At 67.5% G+C, this 22855-nt stretch carries 22 protein-coding genes; 13 read left to right on the top strand and 9 right to left on the bottom strand.

Annotated features, from left to right (window positions below; translation table 11 throughout):
- Positions 1-14: 14 nt before the first annotated feature.
- The 10 genes from F5X71_RS16890 to F5X71_RS16845 all read left to right on the top strand — a co-directional run bounded on the left by F5X71_RS16890 (position 15) and on the right by F5X71_RS16845 (position 10261).
- Positions 15-1028: a methyltransferase gene (locus F5X71_RS16890; RefSeq protein WP_167462829.1), complete on the top strand. Its 1014-nt coding sequence runs from the start codon at positions 15-17 to the stop codon at positions 1026-1028.
- Entirely contained in the window at positions 1021-2001 is a 981-nt protein-coding gene (locus tag F5X71_RS16885; protein WP_167462828.1) for an arginase family protein, read from the top strand. Before F5X71_RS16890 ends, F5X71_RS16885 begins: the two co-directional genes overlap by 8 nt.
- Entirely contained in the window at positions 1994-3112 is a 1119-nt protein-coding gene (locus F5X71_RS16880) for a pyridoxal phosphate-dependent aminotransferase (protein ID WP_167462827.1), read from the top strand. The genes F5X71_RS16885 and F5X71_RS16880 overlap by 8 nt, the downstream gene beginning before the upstream one ends.
- Complete coding sequence (locus F5X71_RS16875; RefSeq protein WP_167462826.1) at positions 3099-4235, top strand: ATP-grasp domain-containing protein; 1137 nt, start codon at positions 3099-3101, stop codon at positions 4233-4235. The genes F5X71_RS16880 and F5X71_RS16875 overlap by 14 nt, the downstream gene beginning before the upstream one ends.
- Before the next feature lie 84 nt (positions 4236-4319).
- Positions 4320-4916: a GNAT family N-acetyltransferase gene (locus tag F5X71_RS16870; RefSeq protein ID WP_167462825.1), complete on the top strand. Its 597-nt coding sequence runs from the start codon at positions 4320-4322 to the stop codon at positions 4914-4916.
- Positions 4906-6189 carry a cytochrome P450 gene (locus F5X71_RS16865; protein ID WP_167462824.1) on the top strand — a complete coding sequence of 428 codons (1284 nt, stop codon included), beginning with the start codon at positions 4906-4908 and terminating at the stop codon, positions 6187-6189. Before F5X71_RS16870 ends, F5X71_RS16865 begins: the two co-directional genes overlap by 11 nt.
- Positions 6189-7145 carry an NAD(P)-dependent oxidoreductase gene (locus tag F5X71_RS16860; RefSeq protein WP_167462823.1) on the top strand — a complete coding sequence of 319 codons (957 nt, stop codon included), beginning with the start codon at positions 6189-6191 and terminating at the stop codon, positions 7143-7145. The genes F5X71_RS16865 and F5X71_RS16860 overlap by 1 nt, the downstream gene beginning before the upstream one ends.
- 23 nt (positions 7146-7168) lie before the next feature.
- The gene (locus F5X71_RS16855) at positions 7169-8365 is read left to right on the top strand and encodes an MFS transporter (RefSeq protein WP_167462822.1); all 1197 of its coding nucleotides are present in this window, start codon (positions 7169-7171) and stop codon (positions 8363-8365) included.
- Positions 8365-9678 (top strand): cytochrome P450, encoded by a 1314-nt coding sequence (locus tag F5X71_RS16850; protein WP_167462821.1) that lies wholly within the window; start codon positions 8365-8367, stop codon positions 9676-9678. The genes F5X71_RS16855 and F5X71_RS16850 overlap by 1 nt, the downstream gene beginning before the upstream one ends.
- A gap of 223 nt (positions 9679-9901) precedes the next feature.
- A complete protein-coding gene (locus F5X71_RS16845; protein WP_167466522.1) occupies positions 9902-10261 on the top strand; it encodes an MmcQ/YjbR family DNA-binding protein in 360 nt (119 codons plus the stop codon).
- Between the two features lie 22 nt (positions 10262-10283).
- Here the strand turns inward: F5X71_RS16845 and F5X71_RS36985 are convergent, their stop codons facing one another.
- From F5X71_RS36985 to F5X71_RS16800, 9 genes are all read right to left on the bottom strand, one after another.
- Positions 10284-11054 carry an ABC transporter ATP-binding protein gene (locus tag F5X71_RS36985; protein ID WP_167466521.1) on the bottom strand — a complete coding sequence of 257 codons (771 nt, stop codon included), beginning with the start codon at positions 11052-11054 and terminating at the stop codon, positions 10284-10286.
- Positions 11054-11881, bottom strand: coding sequence for an ABC transporter ATP-binding protein (locus F5X71_RS36980; RefSeq protein ID WP_167462820.1), 828 nt, complete (start codon positions 11879-11881; stop codon positions 11054-11056). The genes F5X71_RS36985 and F5X71_RS36980 overlap by 1 nt, the downstream gene beginning before the upstream one ends.
- Positions 11878-12762 carry an ABC transporter permease gene (locus F5X71_RS16830; RefSeq protein ID WP_238815937.1) on the bottom strand — a complete coding sequence of 295 codons (885 nt, stop codon included), beginning with the start codon at positions 12760-12762 and terminating at the stop codon, positions 11878-11880. Before F5X71_RS16830 ends, F5X71_RS36980 begins: the two co-directional genes overlap by 4 nt.
- Positions 12763-12770: 8 nt before the next feature.
- A complete protein-coding gene (locus tag F5X71_RS16825) occupies positions 12771-13721 on the bottom strand; it encodes an ABC transporter permease (protein ID WP_167462819.1) in 951 nt (316 codons plus the stop codon).
- A gap of 10 nt (positions 13722-13731) precedes the next feature.
- On the bottom strand, positions 13732-15294 hold the full coding sequence (locus F5X71_RS16820) for an ABC transporter substrate-binding protein (RefSeq protein WP_167462818.1): 1563 nt from the start codon (positions 15292-15294) through the stop codon (positions 13732-13734).
- A 108-nt stretch (positions 15295-15402) separates the two neighbouring features.
- A complete protein-coding gene (locus F5X71_RS16815; protein ID WP_167462817.1) occupies positions 15403-16419 on the bottom strand; it encodes a TauD/TfdA family dioxygenase in 1017 nt (338 codons plus the stop codon).
- A 16-nt stretch (positions 16420-16435) separates the two neighbouring features.
- Positions 16436-17713 carry a hypothetical protein gene (locus F5X71_RS16810; protein ID WP_167462816.1) on the bottom strand — a complete coding sequence of 426 codons (1278 nt, stop codon included), beginning with the start codon at positions 17711-17713 and terminating at the stop codon, positions 16436-16438.
- 6 nt (positions 17714-17719) lie between these two features.
- Entirely contained in the window at positions 17720-19312 is a 1593-nt protein-coding gene (locus F5X71_RS16805) for an NAD(P)/FAD-dependent oxidoreductase (RefSeq protein ID WP_167462815.1), read from the bottom strand.
- Positions 19309-19746, bottom strand: coding sequence for a hypothetical protein (locus F5X71_RS16800; RefSeq protein ID WP_167462814.1), 438 nt, complete (start codon positions 19744-19746; stop codon positions 19309-19311). Before F5X71_RS16800 ends, F5X71_RS16805 begins: the two co-directional genes overlap by 4 nt.
- 280 nt (positions 19747-20026) lie before the next feature.
- Here F5X71_RS16800 and panC point away from each other — a divergent pair, with 280 nt between their 5' ends.
- From panC to F5X71_RS16785, 3 genes are read left to right on the top strand one after another with little or no spacing between them, the layout of a single operon-like run.
- Entirely contained in the window at positions 20027-20914 is an 888-nt protein-coding gene (panC, locus tag F5X71_RS16795) for a pantoate--beta-alanine ligase (RefSeq protein WP_238815936.1), read from the top strand.
- A gap of 24 nt (positions 20915-20938) precedes the next feature.
- Positions 20939-21958 carry a hypothetical protein gene (locus tag F5X71_RS16790; protein ID WP_167462813.1) on the top strand — a complete coding sequence of 340 codons (1020 nt, stop codon included), beginning with the start codon at positions 20939-20941 and terminating at the stop codon, positions 21956-21958.
- A gap of 12 nt (positions 21959-21970) precedes the next feature.
- Positions 21971-22846, top strand: coding sequence for a P1 family peptidase (locus F5X71_RS16785; RefSeq protein ID WP_167462812.1), 876 nt, complete (start codon positions 21971-21973; stop codon positions 22844-22846).
- Positions 22847-22855 lie beyond the last annotated feature (9 nt).

The raw sequence follows: 22855 nt of genomic DNA, 5'->3' as shown, positions 1-22855 counted from the left end.
GAGGTATGAACGACATGCTCACCCGGAATCGCCTGATCGAAGCGCTGGAACCGTTCAGCGGATTCGTCCAGTCAGCAGTGCTGTACAACCTGATCGAACACGGGGTACTCGAACAGATCGTGGTGAACGGCAGTTCGGCCACCGAGGCGCTGGAGTCGGTCGTGACGACGCCGGAACGGGTCGAGGCGCTGCGCTTGTTCCTGCGCACCGCGGGATACACCGAGGACGATCACGCCACCGACAAGCTGGTGCGAATCTGGGAGGCCCGCGGCTGGTACCAGATGATGATCGGCGGCTACGGCCGGACCTTCCTCGAGATCGGCCAGGGTTTCACCGACCCCGCCGCGGTGCCGAGGGACGGCCGCATGGTCGGCGTCGGCAGCTGCGCGATCAGCGTGCACGACGCGATCCCATTGATGTACCGGGTGCTCGACCAACGCGGTAAGACCTACCGCAGCGGCATCGACCTCGGTTGCGGCAGCGGCATCTTTCTGACCACGCTGGCCGAGAAGTATCCGCTGATGCGGCTCACCGGCATCGAGCCGAGCCCCGAGGGGGCCGCGGCCGCAGTGGAATTCGTCACTGGTTCGCTGCACGCGGACCGCATCGACATCGTGAACGCGGATGCGATCGGCCACCTCGAGCACACCGAGTCGCACTACGACTTCGGCATCATCAGCTTCGTCATCCACGAGATCCTCGGGCAGGAGGGCGAACCCGGTGTCCGCAAGTTCCTGCGCACCCTGTTCGACAACAATCCCGGACTGGAATTGCTCGTCATCGATATCGACTACTGCTGGGACGACGCGGAACTGATGAAGGACCCGCACCGGACCAACTACTACAACCACTACTTCCTGCTGCACCCGTTCACCGATCAGCGCCTGGCGACCAAGCGGTACTGGCTCGATCTGTTCGACAGCGAGGGGCTCGAGGTGGTCGCCGAGGACGTGGACACGCCCGGCCTCGACGAGACCGGGATCGTGACGGCAATCCTGTTGCGATCCAAGGACTCCCACGATGACTGATTACACCGACAGCCAAGCGGTCTCCCGGTTGAGTTCGGGCCCGCGCACCTTCTTCCGGCTCCCGTATCGGCCCGTGCGCGAGCTCACCGAGGCCGACGGCGTCGACGCCGTCATTCTCGGGGTGCCGATCGACGGTGCGACGGGCTATCGCAGCGGCGCCCGCTTCGGCCCCGAGGCGGTGCGCGCCGCGAGCACGCTCGCCCGGCTGGGCAGCCGCGAACGCGACCTGGTGATCACCGACCTGCTCTCGGTGGTCGACGGCGGTGACGTGCACATCATCCCCGGCTATCACCTACAGACCCTCGACCTGATCGAACAGGGCGTCGACGCGGTGCACCGGATCGGCGCGCTGCCGATCCTGGTCGGCGGCGACCACAGCCTCGCCATCGCCGAATTACGCACGGCCGCACGCCATCACGGGCCGCTCTCGCTGGTCCAGCTGGACGCGCATCGGGATGTGCTCGACAACTATTTCGGGGTCGAGCACTTCCACGGCACGGTCTATCGCCGGGCGGTCGACGAAGGTCTGATCGACCCGGCCACCAGCGTGCAGATCGGCATGCGCGGCAGCGTGCCGCGCGAGGATCTCGCCCCGGACGGCATGGGATTCACCGTGATCCACAGCGACGAGGCACTCTCGCTCGGCTGCGCCGAACTCGGGCGGATCGCGCGGGACAAGGTCGGCGCGAACCCGGTCGCGCTCACCTTCGACATCGACTTCGTCGATCCGTCGTGCGCGCCGGGCACCGGCACCCCCGAGGTCGGCGGGCCGTCATCGGCCTTCGCCCTGCGCCTGCTGCGCGAGCTCGACCTGCCGAACATCAAGACGGTCTCGCTGGTCGAGATCTCGCCGCCGTACGACTCCGCCGACATCACGGCGCATCTCGGCGTCGCGGTGATCTTCGAGATCATGGCGCTCGCCGCGGCCGCCCGGCGGACCCGGATACAACAGGATGGTCGTCTGCATGCGTGACAACATCACCGACCTCGAGGTCAGGGCGCTCGTCGACGGGGTCAACCTGTCCGACGGGCATCCGCGAATGTCGCTGTCCACCACTCAATCCGAGATCGTCGCGGCCTTCCCCGAGGTCTTCGCGCACACCCGCAAGCTGCCGGTGGACGTGGTCGAGAAGAGCGCGCGGGCCGCGTTCCTCTCCTCGATCGGCCAGCACAGCGGCCTCGCCGAGGAGGTCAGCTTTCGCAGTTGCTACTCCTCCTCCACCGCGATCGACATGATCGGCAAGGCGATCCGGCTCGCCGGTCGCCCCGTGGCCATGGTCGAGCCCACCTTCGACAACCTGCACGACCTGCTGGCCGGGCACGGCCTGCGCATCCGCTCGGTGGCCGAAACCGCCCTGGTGCGTGGGCCACTCGACGGGATACCCCCGCCGAACGGGGTGTTGTTCATCGTCTCGCCGAACAACCCGACCGGCACCGTGCTCGACGCGGACCGGCTGCACGAGATCGCGACGGCGTGTGCCGAGCGCGGCACGGTCCTGGTCATCGACTCGTGCTTCCGGGCACAGGATCCGCGCGCGCAGTACGACATGTACGCGGTGCTCGGCCGCCACGACCTGGACTGGGTGATCATCGAGGACACCGGAAAGCTCTGGCCCCTGCAGGAACTCAAGGCGGGCTTCCTCAACTGGAACGCGACCAACCCGCTCGCGCTGGCGCGGATGTATTCCGACCACATGCTCTCGGCGTCGCCGTTCATCTTGCGCGTCATCGAGCTGTTCGCCGAGGACGGCAGGCACGGCGGCTACGACCAACTGCGCGAGGACATCCGGCGCAACCGGACACTCGCCCGCGACAACATCAAACTGCCCCCGGCCTATCCGGACTCGCGGATCTCGGTCGACACCTTCCGGCTGCCCGACGGTGTCACGGCCAACGCGCTGTACACCGAGCTAGGCAAGACCGGGGTACACGTCCTGCCCGGCGAGCTGTTCTACTGGGAGCAGCCGAATCTCGGCACCGACCTGATCCGAATATCGCTGGCACGCGATCCGGAAGCCGTCGTCACGGGCTGCCAGCGCGTCGACCAGCACCTAGAGGCATGGAGGCGTGTTGTCATCAGGTGAGCGCGCGACGGTGGTCCTGCTCCAGGCAAAGCAGTCGCTCGGCAGCGAGGGGCTCGCCGAGTTCGGCGCGGCCGTGGCGGCGGCGGGCGCCGAACTGCGGATTCTGCGCACCGGCGAGGTACCGCTGGTCCGAGATGCCGAAGTGACCCTCGACGACCTCGGCGACCAGCACATCGCCGAGCTCGCCGCATGGCAGGCCCTGATCCCGGCGGGCACGACCGCGATCGTGACCAACGACGAATACCTGCTCGGCCTCGCGGCACAGCTGTGCCGCGAGCGCGGGCTGGCGAGTCCGGTGCCCGGCTCGCTGGAGAACTACCGGCACAAGGGGCGGATGCGGCGCGCGCTGGAGGCGGCCGCCATCCCGGTGCCCGAGTCGCTGATCGTCACCGCGGGCGCGGTCGAGTCGACCGCTGGTCATCCCGGCTTCGGCGACGACGAGCTCGTCATCGTCAAACCCGCCGCGGAGGCCAATCTGCGCGGCATCCGGATCGAGAAGTTCGCCGCGGTCGATCCGGCCGCGCTCGGCGACGGCCTGATCGAGCGACTGCTCGAAGGCCCGCAGTACCATTCGGAAGTGCTCGTGGTGAACGGCACGGTGACGCATCTGTTCTCGGGTCTCTACATCCGCTCACTGCTGGATCTGACCACCGGCGGGCCCTCCGGCTCGGCCAGGGTCGCACCCGAGCTGGAGGCTGAGCTGGCCGACCTGGCGATCCGCACCTGCACCGCGCTTGGGCTCGACGGCACGTTCACCGCGCACGTGGAATACCTCTCCAGCGGACCGGCCTTCGCCGATGTGGTGGTCAGCGAGGTGTGCGCGCGGGCCTCCGGCGGCGAGGTGCCGTTCCAGTCCAGAATCATCACCGGCACCGATCTCGAGCTGCTCAATCTCCGGATCCAGGCCGGGCTCGACTGGTCCGAGCCGAAGGTGGATCACGAGGCATCCGGCGGCTGGCTGTGGCGCGTCGGCAGAGCGATCGAGGGCGCCGACCGGATCGCGCACCTGCCCGTCGACGCGACATTCGATCACATCCGCCTCGGCGGGCGGGCCCGGCTCAGCGGCCGCACCGAGGCCGTCCTGACCGCGCTCGAACTCCTGGCAGTCGCGAATGCGGGGTGAGCAGTGGCAAGCAGGCGAGTACCCATCGACCGATCCCGACGGCGCGGAACACCGCTGACCGACTTTGCCTTTCAGGAATGGCAGGTGCCGACGCTGCCGCGGCCGTGGGAGCTCACCCCGGTGACACCGAGCACCGCCGCCGAGATCGACCAGGTGGTCGAGTGGATGGCGCGGCCGCACGTACAGTTCGCGATGCACAAAGACTGGGATCGCGACGGCTGGCAGACCGAGATCGAATTCCAGTTCTCCGACAACAAGACCCGGCCCTTCCTCGTCGGGCAGGGCGGCCGGCACGGCGGATACGTCGAGCTCTATCGCGTCGCGCTCGATGTCGTCGCCGACTACTACGACACCCCGGATCGCGATATGGGCATGCACGGCTGCATCGGCGAACCCGACTACTTCGGATACGCGCTGCCGTTCTGGGTGGCGCTAATCGCCGGTGTCTTCGAGACCTATCCCGAGTGCACGGGCGTGATCTCGGACCCGTCGGCGGCCAATCAACTGGTGCGCGCGCTGGACCGCAGCGTCTGCACCGTGGTGGACGGCCACGAACTGGGCGAGATCGACCTGCCGCACAAGCAGGCCGCGCTGTTCCGCTTCGAACGCGAAAACTTCTATGCCGCAATGAAACGACAAGGGGGTGTCGACGTTGTCCTCCGTGAGCTCGGTGGTCACTGATCCGATTCGCTGGTTTCTCCTACACGGGCCGCTGCGGTTGCTGCCCGACTCGATGCTCGGCGACGGCAACGATGTGGGCAGGCTGTTCCTGCGACCGCCGGAAAAGGGCGACCCGTACCGGACACTGCTGACCAAGGTCGGTGCCGACGCCGGCGTGCACGACAGCGCCGCGGGGCTGGTGGTCACCGGCTACGAGGAGAGCGAAGAGATCCTGCGCAGCAACGACTGGTCCGCCGACCAGCCGGTGGCGATTCCGCCCGCCGCGGGGCTCTACCGCTGGCTCACCCGCCGGTCGGTGCCGATCGCCCTCGACGCGCCCGCCCTGGTGTTCATGGACCCGCCCGAGCACACCCGGTTACGCAAACTGGTGTTCCCGATGTTCACCCATCGCGCGGTCACCGCGTCGATCGACGTGATCACCGGCCACACCGAAGCGGTGCTCGCCGAACTCGATGGCCGCGAAAGCATCGACCTGGTAGCGGATTTCGCCCGCAAGATCCCCATCCGAGTGATCTCGGACTTCCTCGGCATCCCCGATCTCGGCGAGGACATGCTCGACGCGCTCGGCGGGCACGGCGCCAAACTGCTCGATGTCGGGATCACCTATCCGGACTATCGGCGCGGCATGACGGTGGCGCGCAAGTTCACCGACTTCGTGCTGGACTGCCGCACCGACCCGGACCAGTTGCGCGACGGGTTTCTCAAGGACTGCGTGCACATGCACCTGGCAGGCGAGCTGACCTTCCCGGAACTGCTCACCCTGGTCGGCTTCGTCTTCGCGGCCGGGTTCGAGACCACGGTCAGCTTCATCGCGAATTCCATTGTCACCGTGCTCGAACACGGTCTCGGCGACCAGGTGCTCGACCAGGGCCGGTTGAGTGACCCGTGGTTCGAGGAGTTGCTGCGCTATGACTCCCCCATCCAGCTGACGCACCGCACCGCGCGGGTCGAGACCAAGATCGGTGACCGGGTGGTCGCGCCCGGCACCGGCGCGCTGATCTGGGTCGGCGCGGTCAACTACGACGCGCGCGCCTATCCGGACCCGGGTCGTCTCGATGTCGCCAACGTGGCGGCACGCACCAGCATGAGCTTCTCCACCGGCGTACACCGTTGTCTCGGCGCGTCTTTGGCGAAGGTGCAGGGGCAGGTGGCGGTCGGCAGCTTCCTCACCGCCTATCCTGATGCCCGGCTGCTGCCCGGCAGGCAATGGCGGGACTCGGTGGTGCTGCACGGCCATATCCGCGTGCCACTGGCGTTGACCGACGGACGCTGATGCGCGCCGTCACGGTGGATCGATCGACGCTGTACTGTCTGGGAGCGTCCACCGACCCGGCCGCCGTCGCCGGCGCGCTGCGCCGGCAGCGGGTCGGCATCGAACCGGTGCGGCCCGGCACCCCGCTCACCCGCAAGATGCTCGCCCTCGCCGCCCACGACCTCTCCGCCGCTGAGCTGGCCGAAACCGCCGCCGCGACAAGGGAATGCTGGGTGCATCTCGTCTCCTCCGCACCCGGATATCCGCATGTCGACGAGCTCGCGCGCGACAATCTGGTCACCCGCAGTGCGCGGGCCTACGCTCCCTCGCTGGCGGAGTACGTCGTCACCCAGCAGGTCTTGCATTGCGCCGCGGACACATTCGCGGACATGCCGAAGCCGTTTCACCGGCGTACCACGCTGGTGGTGGGTTACGGCGCGTTCGGACGCACCGTCGCGCACACGCTGGCCGGGCTCGGCGCACAGGTCACCGTGATCCGCCCGCGGTCGGCGACCGCGCACCCGCTCGACGACGCGGCGACGGCGATGCCGCTGGATCGGCTCCCCCGCCGCGACGCGCACCTGATGGTCGTCGCGCTGCCCGGATTGCCCGAGCTGGTGAACTTCCTCGACGACACCCTCTTCGCCCTGCTGCGCGACGACGGGCACCTGATCAATCCGGCGCGCTGCGCCCCGGTCGACCCCGACGCACTGCTGCGCTGGCTCTCGGCCGGGACCGGACGGCTCACCAGCGACGTCGAAACCGCCGAGCGGGCCGAACTGTTGCGACCGTGGATCGATAAGGGCCGGGTCACGCTGACCCCGCACATCGCGTGGCGGCCCTGGGACGGTGATCCGCTGTATCACCGGGACTGGACGGTGATCTTCGCCACGGGAACCCCGGATCGATCGACAATGAGCGAGCGGTCGCTGCGCATCGACCCCGCCGCGATCGCCCCGGACCTGCTCATCCCCTGACCATCCGTGCCATTGGAGGCCCGATGCCGTTCTGGTTGATCGCGATCACCTTCGCCGTGTTCGTCTTCTACACCGACGACTACATGATCGCCGGGGTACTGCCCGAGCTGGCCGCCGACCTCGGCATCTCGGAATCCGCGGCAGGACAGCTCGTTTCGACCTATTCGCTGGTACTGGTGCTCGGCGCGCCGCTGATCGCGTTCGCCTCCGCCAGGCGCAGCAGGTTCAGCGTCTTCGTCGGCGCGGCCGCGGTCTTCATCGTGGCGAATCTGCTGGCCGCCCTGGCCGATTCATTCTGGCAGTTGATCGTGCTGCGCATCCTCGCCGCCGGCGCCGCCGCCGCGTGCCTGCCCGCGATGTTCGCGCTGGCCCCCATGCTGGCGCCGCCGGAGAAGCGCAGTGCCTACATCGGCATCGTGTCCACCGGCATCGTCGGGGCACTCGCGGTGGGGGTGCCCTTCGGCACGCTGTGCGCCAGCGTGTTCGGCTGGCGCGGCAACTTCGTCGTCTTCGCCGGATTGAGCGTGCTGTCGACGGCGCTGCTGTTCGGGGTGCGGGCGCACCTCAACAAGCCCGGCGAATTGGTGTCGGCGCGAACACATCTCACGGCGTTGTCCAGTCGTCCGGTGGTGACTGTGCTGCTGGGCAACACCATTCTGCTCGGCGGCGCGCTGATGATGTTCACCTATTTCGGCCCGTTCGCCGCCGACTTCTCGAATTCGTCACTGCGCCAACGCGGTCTGCTCTTCGCGGTGGCCGGCGTCGCCGGTCTGGTCGGTTCGGTCGCCGGCGGCATCTACGTGGACAAGAAGGGGCCGTCGGCGGCGCTGCGCATCGGCTTCGGCCTGTTCCTCGGCACGATGGTCATCTTCTCCGTGCTCACCGCGTTCGCGCCCATCCCGCTGGCGGTTCTCGTGCTGCTGACCCTCGTGTGGTCGCTGTCGCTCTACTGGAACGCACCCGCCATGCAGACCATGCTGCTCGATTCCGCGCCGGACTCGGCGACCCAGGTGCTGGCCCTCAACTCGTCGTCGACCTATCTGGGCGTCACCCTCGGCAGCATCGCCGGTGGCATCACCCTCTCGTTGTTCAGTCCCTTCGCCCTGCCGATCGCGGCCGCAGCGCTCAGCGCGGTCGCCTTCGTCGTCATCGAGGGCTATGCGCGGCGCGCGGGCGCGGCGGGGCGGCCTCAGCCCGACTCGGCGGAAAGGACCACCTGATGACCGGCGCGTACCCACCGGCACCCCGACTACCTCGACTACTCCAGACGGTGCTGCACACCAAGCGGCACGCGCAATTCCTCACCGCGCAGGCCCGCCGCTTCGGCGACGTGTTCACCGTGCGGCTGCTGCCGCCCTACCCGGACCGCATCGTGGTGTTCTCCCGGGCCGAGCACATCAAGGAGATCTTCGCCGCCGCGCCCGCGGATCTGCATGCCGGCGAGGCGTATCGGGAACTGGCGATGATCATGGGCGAGCATTCGGTGCTGCTCACCGACGGTCGCGAACATGCCCGCGCGCGCAGGCTGCTCATGCCCGCGTTCACCGGCGCGGCTCTCAGCGGCTACCGCGCCCTGGTCGAGGACATCACCAAGACCCAGGTGGAGCGGTGGGACGCCGGCACCGAGCGCATCCTCGCGCGCATGGAGGATCTGACGCTGGACGTGATCACCCAGGTGGTGTTCGGCGTCGCCGACGAACAGCGCAGAGCCGAATTGACGCCGCAGCTGCGCCGCATCACCGCGGTCAGCCCCGTCGTGCTGCTCGGCTGGAAATGGCCGTGGCTGCGCCGTTTCGGGCCGTGGCGCCGGTTCGCCGACACGCTCACCGCGATCGATGAGCTGCTCTACGCCGAGATCGCCCGCCGCCGTAGCCATCCCGACATCGACCAGTACGCCGATGTGCTGTCCCGGCTGCTCGCGGTCGGCTCCGGTGACGATCCCTCGACCGAACCGCTCAGCGACGCCGAACTGCGCGATCAGCTCGTCACGCTGCTGCTCGCCGGGCACGAGACCACCGCGTCCGCGCTGTCCTGGGCCTGCCACGAACTGGCTGCCGCGCCCGAGGTGCAGGACCGCGCCCGCCAGGCCGCCCGCGACGGCGACGATAAATACCTCGAAGCAGTGATGAAAGAGGCACTGCGCCACCGCATGGTGATCGGGCGCGTGCAACGCCAGCTCACCCGCGACCTGACCATCGGCGGCGTCGCCCTCCCCCGCGGCACCCGCGTCTCCACCTCGATCGCCCTCGCCCACCAGAACCCCGCCAATCACGCTGAGCCGGCGCGATTCCGTCCGGAACGCTTCCTCGACGGCGACGTGACGCCCCAGACCTGGCTGCCGTTCGGCGGCGGGGTGCGCCGGTGCCTCGGCGCGGGATTCGCCCTCATGGAGGGCGCGGTCGTGCTCCGCACCGTGCTCAGCCGCTACCGCCTCGAACTCCCCGGCACCCCCGAACCCGGCCGCGTCCGCAACATCACCAACGTCCCCGCCCGCGGTGCCCGCCTGATCCTGACCCCGGTCACCGACAGATAGCGAGTCGATTTCCTGGGTCGCCGCGTGCGCCAGTCGGCGACATCGCGCACACGCCGGCTGATCTCGGCGGCGCCGATGAATTCCGGGCCGGTTTCTCGTCGGTATCTGCACAGGGGTCGTGAGACTGGAGCGAAGACATGAGCGAACCGCTGCCATGGCGAACGCCGATACGCGGCAATGGACTCCCGATGACGGCTTCGGGCCGGAGCGAAGGCGACCGGCCGTGGCGGTGATCGAGGACGTCAGCGCGCTGGGGAACGAGTTGGAACGCTCGTACCAGGTCTACGTGCGCGGCAGGCTGAAGTTCCGCGTCAAGCAGATCGTCTACGTGGCGTTCTCGCTCGACGAGACGGTGATGGGCTTCGGCTTCCCGAAGGAGGAGCGCGCGGCGCTCGTCGCGAGCGAACCGCACAAATTCCAGCTCCCGTCGAGCTCGGACATGCGCTTCAACTGGGTCCACGCTGACCTCGCCGCGCTGGACCCCCGCGAGGCCCGCGAGCTGGTGGTGGATGCCTGGCGCCTGGTCGTCCCGCAGAAGCTCGCCCGCGCATACGATCTCGCGCACCCCGACGGCCCCCGCTGACCCGCCCCGAACCGGCGGCGGCTCAGAACGGCAGCATGGGCACGGCGTCGAGGAGAGCCCGGGTGTACGGGTGCGCGGGGTGCGCCAGCACCTCGTCCGCGAGACCGCGCTCGACGATCTCGCCGTCCTTCAGAACCAGCAGTTGGTCGCACAGCTGCTGGACGACGCCGACGTCGTGGGACACGAGGATCAGCGAGAGGCCGAATTGCTCGACCAGATCACGCAATAGTTCGATGATCTGGGCGCGGGTGGGGGCGTCCAGGGCGGAGAACGGTTCGTCGCCGACGAGCACCTTCGGGTTGGGGGCCAAGGCGCGCGCGATCGCGATGCGCTGGCGTTGACCGCCGGAGAACTCGTGCGGATAGCGGGCCGCGGCATCGGGTTCCAGGCCCACCGCGACGAGCAGTTCCGCGACCCGATAGTCGTGGTTGCCCGGAATGCGCAGGCATTCCAGCGGTTCGGCGATCGAGTCGCCGACGATCATGCGCGGGTCCAGCGAACTCAGCGGATCCTGCAGCACCACTTGGACTTCCCGGCGAAACCAGGCCAGGTCGCGGCCGCGTACCGGTTTGCCCTGGTACCGCACCTCGCCCGCGTCGGGACGATCGAGGGCGAGCAGCAAGCGCAGCAAGGTCGACTTCCCGGAACCGGATTCGCCGACGATCCCCAGGTGGCTGCCCTCGGCCAGCGACAGGCTCACCGAACGCACCGCGTGCCGCCGCGGCGCGCGGCGCAGCGGACTGGTGCGCGGCAACCGGAACGACCGGCTCAAGTCCGTGGCCTCCAGCAGCATCACGACACCACCTCCGCAGGCCCACCGCAGGCGCCCGAGCGCGCCGGGTCCCGACGGAACGACGATGCGCGCGCCTGCGTCAATAGCGTTCGCAGGTAAGGATGTTGCGACTGTCGCAGAGTCTGCGCCAGGTCTCCGTCCGCCAGCACCCGTCCCTCCCCCATGACCAGCACCCGCTGCGTCACCTGCGCCAGTACCGCCAGATCGTGCGTGATGAACAGCAGCGCCGTCCCCTCCTCCGACACCAAATCCTCGAGCAGCGCCAAGATTTCGGCCTGCACCGTGACGTCGAGGGCCGTCGTCGGCTCGTCGGCGATCAACAGGGCGGGCCGGGCCGCCAGCGCCATCGCGATGCCGACGCGCTGTCGCTGACCGCCGGAGAGCTGATGGGGAAAGGCGCGCATGATGTGCGCCGGGTCCGGCAAGCCGACCCGGGCCGCCAGTTCGATGGTCGCGGCGTCGGCGGCGCGCCTGCCCATCTGCCGGTGCAGCCGCAGCGGTTCGGCGATCTGCTTGCCGACGCGCATCAACGGATTCAGCGCGGACAGCGGTTCCTGGAACACCATCGCCATCCGGCGGCCCCGGATCTTCGACAGCTCGCGGTCGGCCCGCCCGAGCAGCTCCATCCCGTCGAGGGTGATGCTGCCGCGCACCCGTGCCTCCTCCGGCAGCAATCCCATGATCGCCAGGGCGAGTAGGGATTTCCCCGATCCGGAGACGCCGATCAGACCGAGCCGGCCGCCCGCCGCCACCTCGAAGTCGACCGCGTCGAGCAGGACCCGATCGCCGATCTCGACGGTCAGCCCGGTCACCTTCAGCAGTGTCATCGGGTCGGCACTCCTTTGCGCAGCCGGGGATCGGTGACGCTGCGCAGCGCGTCACCGAGCAGATTGAACCCGAGCACCGTCAGCGCGACCGCCAGGCCCGGCCACACCACCAGCAGCGGCCGCACCTTGATGTAGTCCTGCTGCGCGCGCAGGATGCCGCCCCAGGACGGTGCCGAGGGCGAACTGCCGTAGCCGAGGTAGGTCAGTGCCGCCTCGGCGAGCACGGCCAGCGCCATCACCCAGGACAGCTGCACGATCAGGGTGGGCGCGATGGCGGGCAGCAGGTGTTTGACCACGACGCGGCCCGTCGACGCACCGGCGGCCCGCGCCGCGAGCACGAAATCGCTGGTCAGCACGCGCGCCACCTCGGCACGCGCCACTCTGGCGACCGCCACGCCGGAGCTGATCCCGATGGCCACCGCCACCGTCAGCATCGACCCGCCGTAGACCGCCGCCAGCACCATCGCCAGCAATAGGGCGGGGAACGCGATCATGATGTCGATCAGCTGCACCACCACCGAGCCGACCGGGTGCGGGAACAATTGCGCGGCCATGGCCAGCGTCAGCCCGAGCGTGCCCGCGATCGCCGCGACCACCAGCGCCACCGCGAGCGTCTGCCACGCACCGGCCAGCACCTGACTGAACACATCGTGGCCGACCCGGTCGGTGCCGAGCAGATGGCCCTCGCGCAACGGCAGCAACCACGCTCGGCTCGTATCGGTGGCCTGCGGGTCGTAAGGCGTCCACCACAGCGACACCAGGCTCGCGCCGATCAGGGTGCCGACCATCACCAACCCGAAAGCGCCACTGGGCTTTCGGATCAGGGCGGCCAGCACGACCTGCACGGCGCGACGCCTGCGCCGCCACTTGGGTCGCTGCACGGCTCGAATCACAGTGTGGCCTCCACCCGCGGGTCGATGAGGCGGTGCACGATGTCGACGGCGAAGCCGATCACCAGCACCGCACTGACGATCAGCAGCACCTCGCCCTGCACTTTGACCAGGTCGCGGTTCGCGACATCGGACAGCAGCATGCTGCCGACGCCGGGCAGGGTGAACACCCGCTCGATCACCACCGCGCCCACGATCAGCACCGCGAACTGCAACCCGAGGATGGACACCACCGGCGGCGCCGCGTTGCGAAAACCGTGCCGCACCAACGCCTGTGTCCGGGTCAGCCCCTTGGCTCGCGCGGTCCGCAGATACTCCGAATACAGCACCCCGAGGATCGCCGAGCGCACGAACCGGAACAGCACCGCGCCCTCGGAGAGACCGAGGGTCACGCACGGCAGGATCAGGCTGCGCATCGCCTCACCCGGCTCCGCCCAGCGATCCGCCGGAAACCCCTGCGCCGGCAGTATTTTCAGTTCCACCGCGAACACCAGGATGAGCAGCATCGCCAGCCACAGCCCCGGCACCGCGATGCCGAGCTGGGACAGCGCGTTCGCCGCCTCGCCGGTCCTGCTGCGATGCCGGATCGCGGCCCACGTCCCCAGCGGCACCGCCAAACCCAGGGCGATCACCAGCGATCCGGCGATGAGCGGGCCGGTGACGGCCAGCTTCTGCCGCAGTTCCGCCCCCACCGAGGTCCCGTTGAGCTGGGAGTGACCGAAGTCGCCGTGGAAGACGCCGCCGATCCAGGACAGGTACTGCTCCGGCAGCGAGCGATCCAGTCCGAGATCGGTGCGGATGGCGGCGATCTGCTCCGGTGTCGCCTGCAGGCCCGCGACGGTGGCCGCGACATCGCCGGGCAGCAACCGCAGCAGGCCGAAGACGAGCACGCTGGCCACCGCGAGGGACACCAGGAGCAGCCCGACTCGCTGGATCACATACCAGAGCAAAAGGCCTCCGTCACTTGGCGACCGCCAGCTCGGTCAGCGGGAACCGGTTATTGGTCTCGTGCTGCGGCACACCGTAAACCCCCTTGCGCACCACCGTGTTCAGCTCGACGAGGAACAGCCAGTCACACGGCGCGTCCTCGGCGATCTGCCGGGTCATCTTGCGCAGCAGCGCATTACGCGCGTCTTCGCTGTCCGCGGTACGCGCCTCCTGATACCACTGCTGTACCTGTTTGTTGTCGTAGCCGAAGTAGTAGTCGGCGCGCGCGTAGTTGCCGACGTCGCGCGCCTCGGCGTGATTGACCACGCTCAGTTCGTAATCGTGGTTCTTGTACACCTTCGACAGCCAGGTCTGGAACTCGACCACCCGAACGTTGAGCGTGATGCCGACGTCCTTGAGGTTGGAGACCAGAATGTCGCTCAGCGCCGTGACGTAGTGGTTCGGATACTCCACCGAGAGGGTGAGGCCGTTGCCGTAGCCGGCCTTCTCCAGCAGCTTCTTCGCGTTCTCGGGGTTGTATTCGTCGAGCGAGGTCAGGTCCTCGTACCAGGGATCCTGCGGCGGCACGGGGCTGCCGATCTGGATACCGGCGCCCACCGCCTTGATGATCGCCTTCTTGTCCAGCGCCTGCCGAATAGCGTGGCGCACATCGGGATTCGCCAAGACCGGATTGGCTTCGTTGAAGGCCAGGGTGTATTCGTCGGTGCTGGTGCCGCGCAGCACGCTGAACTTGTCACCGGCACCGGTGAACGGTTGCAGCAGTGTGGGATCCGTCGCGGTCTGCACGTCGATCTGTCCGGTCAGTTCGGCGTTGTTCGCGGTGTTGGCGTCGATGATGTAGTGGAACACCACCTTCGCGACCTTGGGCTTCGGCCCCCAGTAGTCGTCCCAGCGGGCGAGGGTGAGGGTCGAGCCGCGATTCCACTGCGCCAGCCGGAACGGCCCCGACCCGTTCTCCGCGCCGTCGAGCGCGGCGAAGTCGGTGCCCGCCTTGTAGACGATGCCGCCGCGCTGGGTCAGGTTCCACAGCAGGTTGGTATCGCGCTGTTTCAGCTGGATTGTCACGGTGGCCGGGTCCGCCGCCGTCACCGCCGCGATCGAGGCGAGGTCGGCCGCGCGCAGCGACTTGGAGCCCGGCGCGATCTGCTGCTGCAACGACCACACCACATCGGCGGAGCTCAGCGGTGAACCGTCGTGAAACTTCGCGTTCTGGACGAGGTGGAAGGTGTAGCTCAACCCGTCCGGCGACTGCTCCCACGAGGTCGCCAGGCCGGGCACTATCTTGTCCTGCGCGTCGGCGTCCACCGTGACCAGGCCCTGGTAGACGTTGTCGAGCAAGGCCTGATCGAGCGCGACTCCCGCGGTGGTGAAGGTGTTCAGACTGACCGGCTCCAGCGCGAAGCGGACGTTCGCCGTCGCATCGAGGTTCAGCTGGTCGTCGGGCGGTGTCGCGGACTGGGTCGCCTTGCTCGAGTCGGCCCCGTCGGGCACGTCGCCGCCGGTACCGCAGGCCACGCTCGTCAACCAGACCGCGAAGGCCAGCGCGACCACGGCGACCGGACGAGCGCGCCTCAACGGACGCCCCCGAGGGTGTGATCCGTCATTATCCGAGACTGCAATTCAGCACTCCTGACCTCGTTTCGACGCCGATCGAGCCAGACACCCATGACACGATATCCCCGATCAGCGAATTTGTTTCAGTGGCATACCTTCACGGAACGCCGCGTGCCCAGGCGGCGGCGTCGGCGCATCGAACGGATTGAGCCAGAGCCGCAGTAGCTCACGGGCGATCTGGTCGGTGTCGATGAACGCGGTGCGGGCGTGCACGACCACGTTGTTGTTGAGGAACTGGATATCGCCGGGGCGAATCCGCATGGTGATCTTGTTCTCCGGGCGGGCTGCGATGGCCTCGAACGTGTCCAGGGCGTACCGCTCCACCGGGGAAAGGTCCAAATCGAAGCGCTCGTGCGCGGACTCGACGAACTGCCGCAGGTAGTAGCGGCAACTGAGCCTGCCCTCGTGCCAGGCGTACACGGAGTTGCGGTAGTACGGCCGCTCACCGTCGACCTCTTCGTCGCGCCGGTCGTAATAGAAACCGGCGTAGTACAGGCCGAGCAGTTCCCGATGCTCGCGCAGCAGGTCGTTGTGGATGGTCACCGAACTGGTGAGGCTGCTGTAGCCGCCCTCGCCCGCCGAATGCAGACAGAGCAGCCCGACGATGTCGGAGCTGTCGGTGTGGAACGGCAACGCCTCGTTGGTCTGATAGCCGCGGGTGGCCGCGTTCAGCAGACCGCCGTTGCCGTAGTTCTTGACCGGCACCAGCAGGTCGCCACGGGCGTTCTGCGTCACGGCCGGCCCCAGGTGCGCGCCGACACCCCAATACATGAGTTCGATGTCGGAGCGCGGGATATCGGCCGTGATGGGAAAGCCGCTGAGCACGGCGAACCCCCGTCCGGAGACGAGGGTCTCCGATACCGCGGCGAGCTTGCGCGCCAGCCCGTCGAGCGGAAAGTCCGCACGGGTGATCTCACCGAGTTCTTTGCCGGTACGCCGGCAGTGCTGCAGCGCGGCGAACAATTCGCCGACGTCGTCGGTGGTCAGCGGGGTGGTCCATTGATCGGGATCGGTGTAGTCGCTGCTGCGCCACGCGGACGGTCCGGTGATGGTGCGGGTGCAGATGGGTAGGGTTGCGTGCGTCATTCGTTCGCTCATTCCTTCACAAACGGAGATTGGTCACGAGCGGGCGTTTGTCGATGCCGACGCCCGCGGGAATCGTCAGGTCGGGGCGGCGCCCGTAGTCGCAGCTGACCAGCAGTTCCAAGGCAAGATCGCGTTGCACCATGCTGCCGCCGACGCCGACCACGGCAGGCAGCACCGAGATCAACTGCCGCACCGCCTGTTCGGGATTGGACTGGCAGTAGTAGAGAAAGCTCTCCGCGACGCCCACCGCGGTGCGCCGGGTGCCGATCAGATGCGCGGCGATATCGGTTGCCTCCGCACCGATTTCGTTGGCCACCTGCTTGGCGAGTTCGTGCCGGTCGGCGCCGATGATGGCCAGCAGCACGTGCAGATCCACGAACGCCGAATTCGAGGCCGCACGGATCTCCGACGCCTTGTCCGCGACGGCAGTGAACTCCTCCGGCCCGGCCCGCCCCGCCAACCGCAGGCGCCACAGCAGCGAGACCGCGTCACAGAATTGCATGGCCGAGCATTCGGCCCCGAGCACACCGGTGACCTCGCCGGTGAGCCCGACCAGCGCGTCATGGTCGGAACCCGCCATCGAGTTCAGCGCGTGATGCCAGCTCAGATGCGTACGCAGCAGGCAACTTTCGGCGTTCCACCGGGACCGCGTCGATGACAGCAACTCCCCGACCGCACCGTGATCCCTGGTCTCGAACAGCGCGTGCGCGCACGCGTGCACCGCCCACGGATTGTCGTCGGGGGCGAGTTCGAGCGCCCGGCTACCCGCCGCATATGCCTCGTCGAAGCGATGGTTCTCCCCGAGCGCGAACGCCAGCATCGCCAGCAGGTACGGATACGCCTCGGTCGCACCCTCGGTCAGCAGCGGGCTCGCGGTCAAGCGCGCGAGCAGCGTTCCGGTGGCGCCGGTCAGGAAATCCACCTGATGCCCGGCAGCCAAAGCCAGTGCGTCCGAGGGGAATTGCCACGATATCTCCAGCAGCGTGGTGCCCGCGGCGCCGAAATCGCCGCGCAGCAGCTGCCGGATCGCGTCCAGGTGGCCCGATTCCAGCGCGGTGATCGCGCCCTGATCGATATCGCGCAGGGCCGCAACGACTTCCGCCGGTGGGCGCACACCCCCGAGTAGATACAGGTACGCGCGCAGCATCACGATGACGGGCTGCTCGGCGTCGTCGTGGTCCAGCTCGTCCAGCGACGTCACCATGGTGCGATCGAATCTGAGCAGCCCGTTCAGCGAGCCGGAAACCGCGGCCGAGACGCGGTCGTCGTATGCCGAGAGATCTACTGGGTTCATCTGCACCTAACTCTCCGATGCGGGCAGCCCGCCGAGGTAGAGCTCACGAATTCCGGGCCTGGCCTGGCGCGCCCACGCGACCGCGGCGGCCACCTTGTCCATGTCGATATCGAAGTAGGGCTGGGACATGTCGGTCAGACCGAAGGACGGCGGCACGAAATCGACCTCCGCGAACAACTTCGCGAACTCGGCGACCGCGCTGTCGCGGCTCGTCCGCCGGTGCCAGTAGGACTCCATGATCTGATCCGACTTCTGATAGAACGCGTCGATGAAACCGTCGAGCCCGGTGCCGGGCGCCGGATCGGGCTGCTGCGCCGGCGCTTTGCCCGCGGCCCGCGCGGCGGCGAGCGCGGTGACCTGCCGCAACCGCTTCTCGGTGCGCATGGTGCCGGTCACCTGATTGACCTGCCACACCCGGAACCACGCGTTCCAGAGTTCATAGTCGGTGAACGAACGGAAGGCGTTCCCGACAAGGAAATCGTTCTCTTCGATCAGGCTCGACTGCATGTGTTCGATGTCGTCGAAGGTCTCCGGCGTGAAACCGCCGCGGAAGCGATCGATCAACCGTTCGGCCAGCCGATCCACCACCACCGCGGTGTTCTGCATACCGCGGGAGAACAGCGGATCGATGAACCCGGCCGCGTTCGACGTCAGACACCACCGATCACCGACGGTGCGGGTCGAGGAGTATTGCAGCCTGCCCGCGCTGATCCACGATCTCGCGGTGCGCGCGTGCACGAATTGCTTGCCGATTTCCGGATAGGTCGCCAGGAAATCGGCGAATGCCCGCTCGGGATTCGCCAGTGGCGCCTCGTCACCGTCGTCGATGCGCCAGACAATGCCGACACTGCACAGCGGATTGGCCGATTTCTCGCTGTTGTCGAACGGGATCACCCACATCCAGCCGCCGTCGAAGACGTGATGCAGTGTCCCCGTGTGCCATTCGCGCGGCCCATGCACCGAGGTGATCTCGTCGAACGGCGTCACGCCGGTCATATGGGTGAACACCGACTTCGAGGTGGTGCGCAGGCCCTCGGTGGTGCGCAGTCCGAGCGCCGCGGCGACCGGCGAGCTCCGCCCACCGGCATCGACCACGTATTCGGCCGAAATCCGTGTTCCCTCATCGCCTTCGAAGAGCACCCCGGCCTCGGTGATGTCCAGTCGCCGGGTGCCGACCCCCTCCAGCAGGACCGCACCGTAGTCGCGGGCGCGCAGCGCGAGCCAGTGATCGACGTCGGCCCGGAACAGATGCGACTCGGTCTCCACGATCTCCGAGAGCGGGAACTGATGGGCGCGCCGCGCCGTCGCGCCCGGCTCGTGATAGACGAAGCCGAAGTTGTTCTTCATGCCGCAGGTGCCGACCGACCCGATGAGATTGTCGAACGACGAGAGCGCGGCCAGCTCGGGCACCCCGTACTTGATGCTCATCAGCTTGTAGAGCTTCGAGGTGTTCGGGATCGTCGATTCACCGATCGCGAACCGGGGATGGGTCTTCGGGTCGACCATGCAGGTACGCAGCCCGGACGCTTGTAAACAGAGCGACAGCGTGCTTCCGGAAAGGCCGGAGCCCAGGATCAGCACATCGTAATCGGCACTCACCGCGAAACTCCCTCGGCCGATCCCCGACGCAATGGAGTTTGCTGATGATATTGCATGAGCCAGCGATTGTCGCGACGTATATACACCGTAGAAATAGCAGCGTATATACCGTCCAACCCCACCCGTTTCTGATACATCTCGTAAAACACGATATGCGCGTCGGGGCCCAGCGATCGCTCGTGGAACTCAAGTATCTGATAGGCCTCGATCGGGGGCGCTTCGCCGACCGCGTTCAACATGATCCGCCGGGACAGCGACGCATGTGGAGAGGGCACCGCGAACACGGCGTCCGACGCGGTCGCGTGATCGTAGAATTCAGCGCCGTCGCCCGCGCTCAGCGCGCGCCACTGCAAAAATTCGATTTCGGTCGGACTCGGATCGGCCGGATTCCCGTCAACCGGGTTACCGGTGTTTTCTGACGCATGCATGACCATTGAGTACCCGTCTGATTCCCAAGCGGAGAATGCCAGATCGCCGGCGCCCTCCCCAGGGCCGTCGATAATTTATGTTCCGGAAGGAACAATATCACGGTGCGCGCACGATCGGCAACGTTTCGGCGGACGTCCAGCGAAACCAACATCGTTGATCCGCAACCGATCTCGATTACGTCAACAGCTGCGTTGCGGGCGCTGTTCGGGTACCGTCGAAGTGATCTATCCATACGCCCGTTCCGGCTGCCGAAGCGCGTTCGGAGCCAACCGGAGGGGAGAATCGTTGAAGCCACCGGATGCCACCAATTATGCACAAGAAGCATTGATCGTTCAGCACGATCCCGCGGTAATCTCCGACATTTCCGCGAAGCTGCGGGCACAGGGCCGCACGGTCACCTTCGTGCCCACCATGGGCGCCTTACACGACGGCCATCTCGCATTGGTCGAACAGGCGCAGGAAAACGATTCCGAGTGCATTGTCTCGATCTTCGTCAACCCATTACAATTCGGGGCCTCGGAGGATCTCGACCGCTATCCGCGCACGCTGGCGACCGACCTCGACCGGCTGCGCGCGGCGGGCGTGCGAACGGTCTTCACGCCCACCATGGCAGACATGTATCCGAACGGCAGGCGGACCACCGTCACGCCGGGCCCGCTCGGTACCGAACTCTGCGGCGCGACCCGGCCGGTGCTCTTCGGCGGCATGCTCACCGTGGTGGCCAAGCTACTGCAGATCACCCGGCCGCACGCCGCCTACTTCGGTGAAAAGGACTACCAGCAGCTGATTTTGATTCAGCAGATGGTGCACGATCTGAACTTCGACATCCGGATCGTCGGGGTCGCGACCGTGCGTGAACCCGACGGCTTGGCGCTGTCCTCACGCAACCGCTACCTCGACGCGGCCGAGCGGAGCTCGGCGACGGCGATACCGACGGCGCTGCGCGCGGGGGCGCGCGCGAGCGGCGCGGGAGCCGCCGCGGTACTCGACGCCGCCCGCGCGGTACTCGACGCCGCAGCCGGGGTCGAGGTCGAATATCTCGAATTGCGGGCGCCCGATCTCGGGCCCGCACCCGCGGCAGGCCCGGCCCGGCTGCTGGTCGCCGCGCATATCGGCAAGACCAGGCTGATCGACAACATCTCGTTGACCCTGTCCGACCTTCGGGAAATGTGAAACGGAAACACCATGTGCACCTGTATGTTTCTCCTGGACCGCGCGAACGAACGTTTCGTCGCCATCGAGGCCAGGGACAATTCCATTTATCGGCCGCACGGTTTCGAGGCGGCTCGCCGGCTCGGACTGACACAACCCTTCTCGTACGGGGCGCACTGGCACGAGAATTCGGATCTCCGCAAAAAGGTGTGGACCGTACAGGCGGCGGAAAGCCCCGAATTGGCCGAGGTCGTGAGCGGGCTGGATATCGAAGGCGGATCGTGGCTGGCCTTCCATCGCCGCACCGGTGTCTATTGCCGGATCTTCACACCGGAGTGGGACGAACACGGCCGCGCCGACGCGACCGGCGATGCGGTGTCGGGCGCACCCGGGGTCGAATTGCTCGCACCCGGCGGGCTGAGCTTCGATTGCGCGACCGCGCCGTCCGCCGAGCAGGCCGTCGAACTCCTGCGCACCCGGCTGCTGCCCGCTGTGGGTGATTCCGGAAAATTGTTCGCATTTCATCTGGTACTCGCCGATCCGCACAACGCGTTCGTCGTCTCGTTCGACGGTCGCGATACCGTGACCGCGACCCCGTTCACCGACGACCGTCCGCATGTGCTGACCGCCGCGGATCCGGCGGGGGCGGACGAATTCGGTCGTCGTCTCGCCGAGCGCGCGCAGGGTGTCGAGGCACCCACGGAGAAATTGACCTCGTGGGCACCGTGGCTCTCCGTTTTCACCGCCACCGAACCGGGTGCACCCGATTACGCGGACCAAAACTGGACCGCCGAGCGGTATTCGGCCATACGTCCGCCCTATCGCGACACCGCCGACGAGTTCCGGTACAAGAACGCCACTCTTTTCCCGACTTCCGATCCGCGACGGATAGCGTGGACGAAGAGTGTGTCGATATACTCGGCCGGACAGACGGGGGCGGAGTTGTTCGCGTACAACGAGCGGCAACTGTTCGAGTACCAGCCGGTGCCTGCCGATGTAGGTCGAATGGGCTTCCCCACGACCCCCGATGACTTCTTCGTCGTGACAGCGAACACGAACTCTTGAACCGAGGTGGGTATGACGATTGGCATTCCGGGTGTACGGGTCGGGCACTGGTCCGATCCGCACGGGGAAACCGGGTGTACGGTGCTGCTGCTGCCGGAGGGCACCGTCGCGTCCTGTGAGGTCCGCGGCGGTGCGCCGGCCAGCCGCGAGCTGGAGGTGCTCGCACCGGACAAGACCGTGCCGTTCATCGACGCGGTCGTGCTCACCGGTGGTTCCGCGTTCGGACTCGCCGCCGCGGACGGCGTGATGCGTTATCTCGAGGAGCACGACCGCGGCGTGCAGACGCCCGGCGGCAAGGTGCCGATCGTGCCCGCCCTTGCCCTGTTCGATTTGAGCGCAGGCGATCCCAAGGCGCGGCCGACGGCCGAACGCGGCTACGCGGCTGCCCACGCCAGCACCGGCGAGCAGGTGCTCGCCGGTCGTGTCGGGGCGGGCACCGGCGCGTACACCGGACACTGGCGTGGACCCGGCGCACGCACGCCGGGCGGTCTCGCCTACATCGAACGCCGGTGGAACGACCTGGTGGTCGGCGCGCTCTGCGTGGTCAACGCGTTCGGCGACATCGATGACGGCGTCGCCGAGATCGCACTGGACTCGGTCACGCAGTTGAATCTGGTCATCTCCGCGGCGTCGGCGGCGCGCATGCACACCACCATCGGCGCCGTGATCACCAACGCCAAGCTCGACAAGGTCGGCTGCCACATCGTCGCGCAGGGCGCGCACGACGGTTTGTCGCGCGCGCTGACGCCACCGCACGGCCGGTTCGACGGCGACGGATTCATCGCCGCGGCAACGGGATCCGTCGACGCCGACGTCGACCTGGTGCGGCTGATGGCGCTGGCCGCAGTGACCGACGCGATCCGCTCGGTCGCGGCCGCGCCCCAGTAGGGCCGATAC

It is taken from the genome of Nocardia brasiliensis (assembly GCF_011801125.1).
In the GTDB taxonomy this organism is placed as follows: domain Bacteria; phylum Actinomycetota; class Actinomycetes; order Mycobacteriales; family Mycobacteriaceae; genus Nocardia; species Nocardia brasiliensis_C.
This window is presented reverse-complemented; position numbering and strand designations above follow the sequence as displayed.

Excerpts from the sequence above, each read along its gene's own strand:
- F5X71_RS16880 (WP_167462827.1), top strand. The coding sequence starts at position 1,994 with ATGCGTGACAACATCACCGACCTCGAGGTCAGGGCGCTCGTCGACGGG.
- F5X71_RS16855 (WP_167462822.1), top strand. The coding sequence starts at position 7,169 with ATGCCGTTCTGGTTGATCGCGATCACCTTCGCCGTGTTCGTCTTCTAC.
- F5X71_RS36980 (WP_167462820.1), bottom strand. The coding sequence starts at position 11,881 with ATGACACTGCTGAAGGTGACCGGGCTGACCGTCGAGATCGGCGATCGG.
- F5X71_RS16890 (WP_167462829.1), top strand. The coding sequence starts at position 15 with ATGCTCACCCGGAATCGCCTGATCGAAGCGCTGGAACCGTTCAGCGGA.
- F5X71_RS16815 (WP_167462817.1), bottom strand. The coding sequence starts at position 16,419 with ATGACGCACGCAACCCTACCCATCTGCACCCGCACCATCACCGGACCG.
- F5X71_RS16785 (WP_167462812.1), top strand. The coding sequence starts at position 21,971 with ATGACGATTGGCATTCCGGGTGTACGGGTCGGGCACTGGTCCGATCCG.
- F5X71_RS16810 (WP_167462816.1), bottom strand. The coding sequence starts at position 17,713 with ATGAACCCAGTAGATCTCTCGGCATACGACGACCGCGTCTCGGCCGCG.
- F5X71_RS16800 (WP_167462814.1), bottom strand. The coding sequence starts at position 19,746 with ATGGTCATGCATGCGTCAGAAAACACCGGTAACCCGGTTGACGGGAAT.
- F5X71_RS16850 (WP_167462821.1), top strand. The coding sequence starts at position 8,365 with ATGACCGGCGCGTACCCACCGGCACCCCGACTACCTCGACTACTCCAG.
- F5X71_RS16790 (WP_167462813.1), top strand. The coding sequence starts at position 20,939 with ATGTTTCTCCTGGACCGCGCGAACGAACGTTTCGTCGCCATCGAGGCC.
- F5X71_RS16885 (WP_167462828.1), top strand. The coding sequence starts at position 1,021 with ATGACTGATTACACCGACAGCCAAGCGGTCTCCCGGTTGAGTTCGGGC.
- F5X71_RS36985 (WP_167466521.1), bottom strand. The coding sequence starts at position 11,054 with ATGCTGCTGGAGGCCACGGACTTGAGCCGGTCGTTCCGGTTGCCGCGC.
- F5X71_RS16860 (WP_167462823.1), top strand. The coding sequence starts at position 6,189 with ATGCGCGCCGTCACGGTGGATCGATCGACGCTGTACTGTCTGGGAGCG.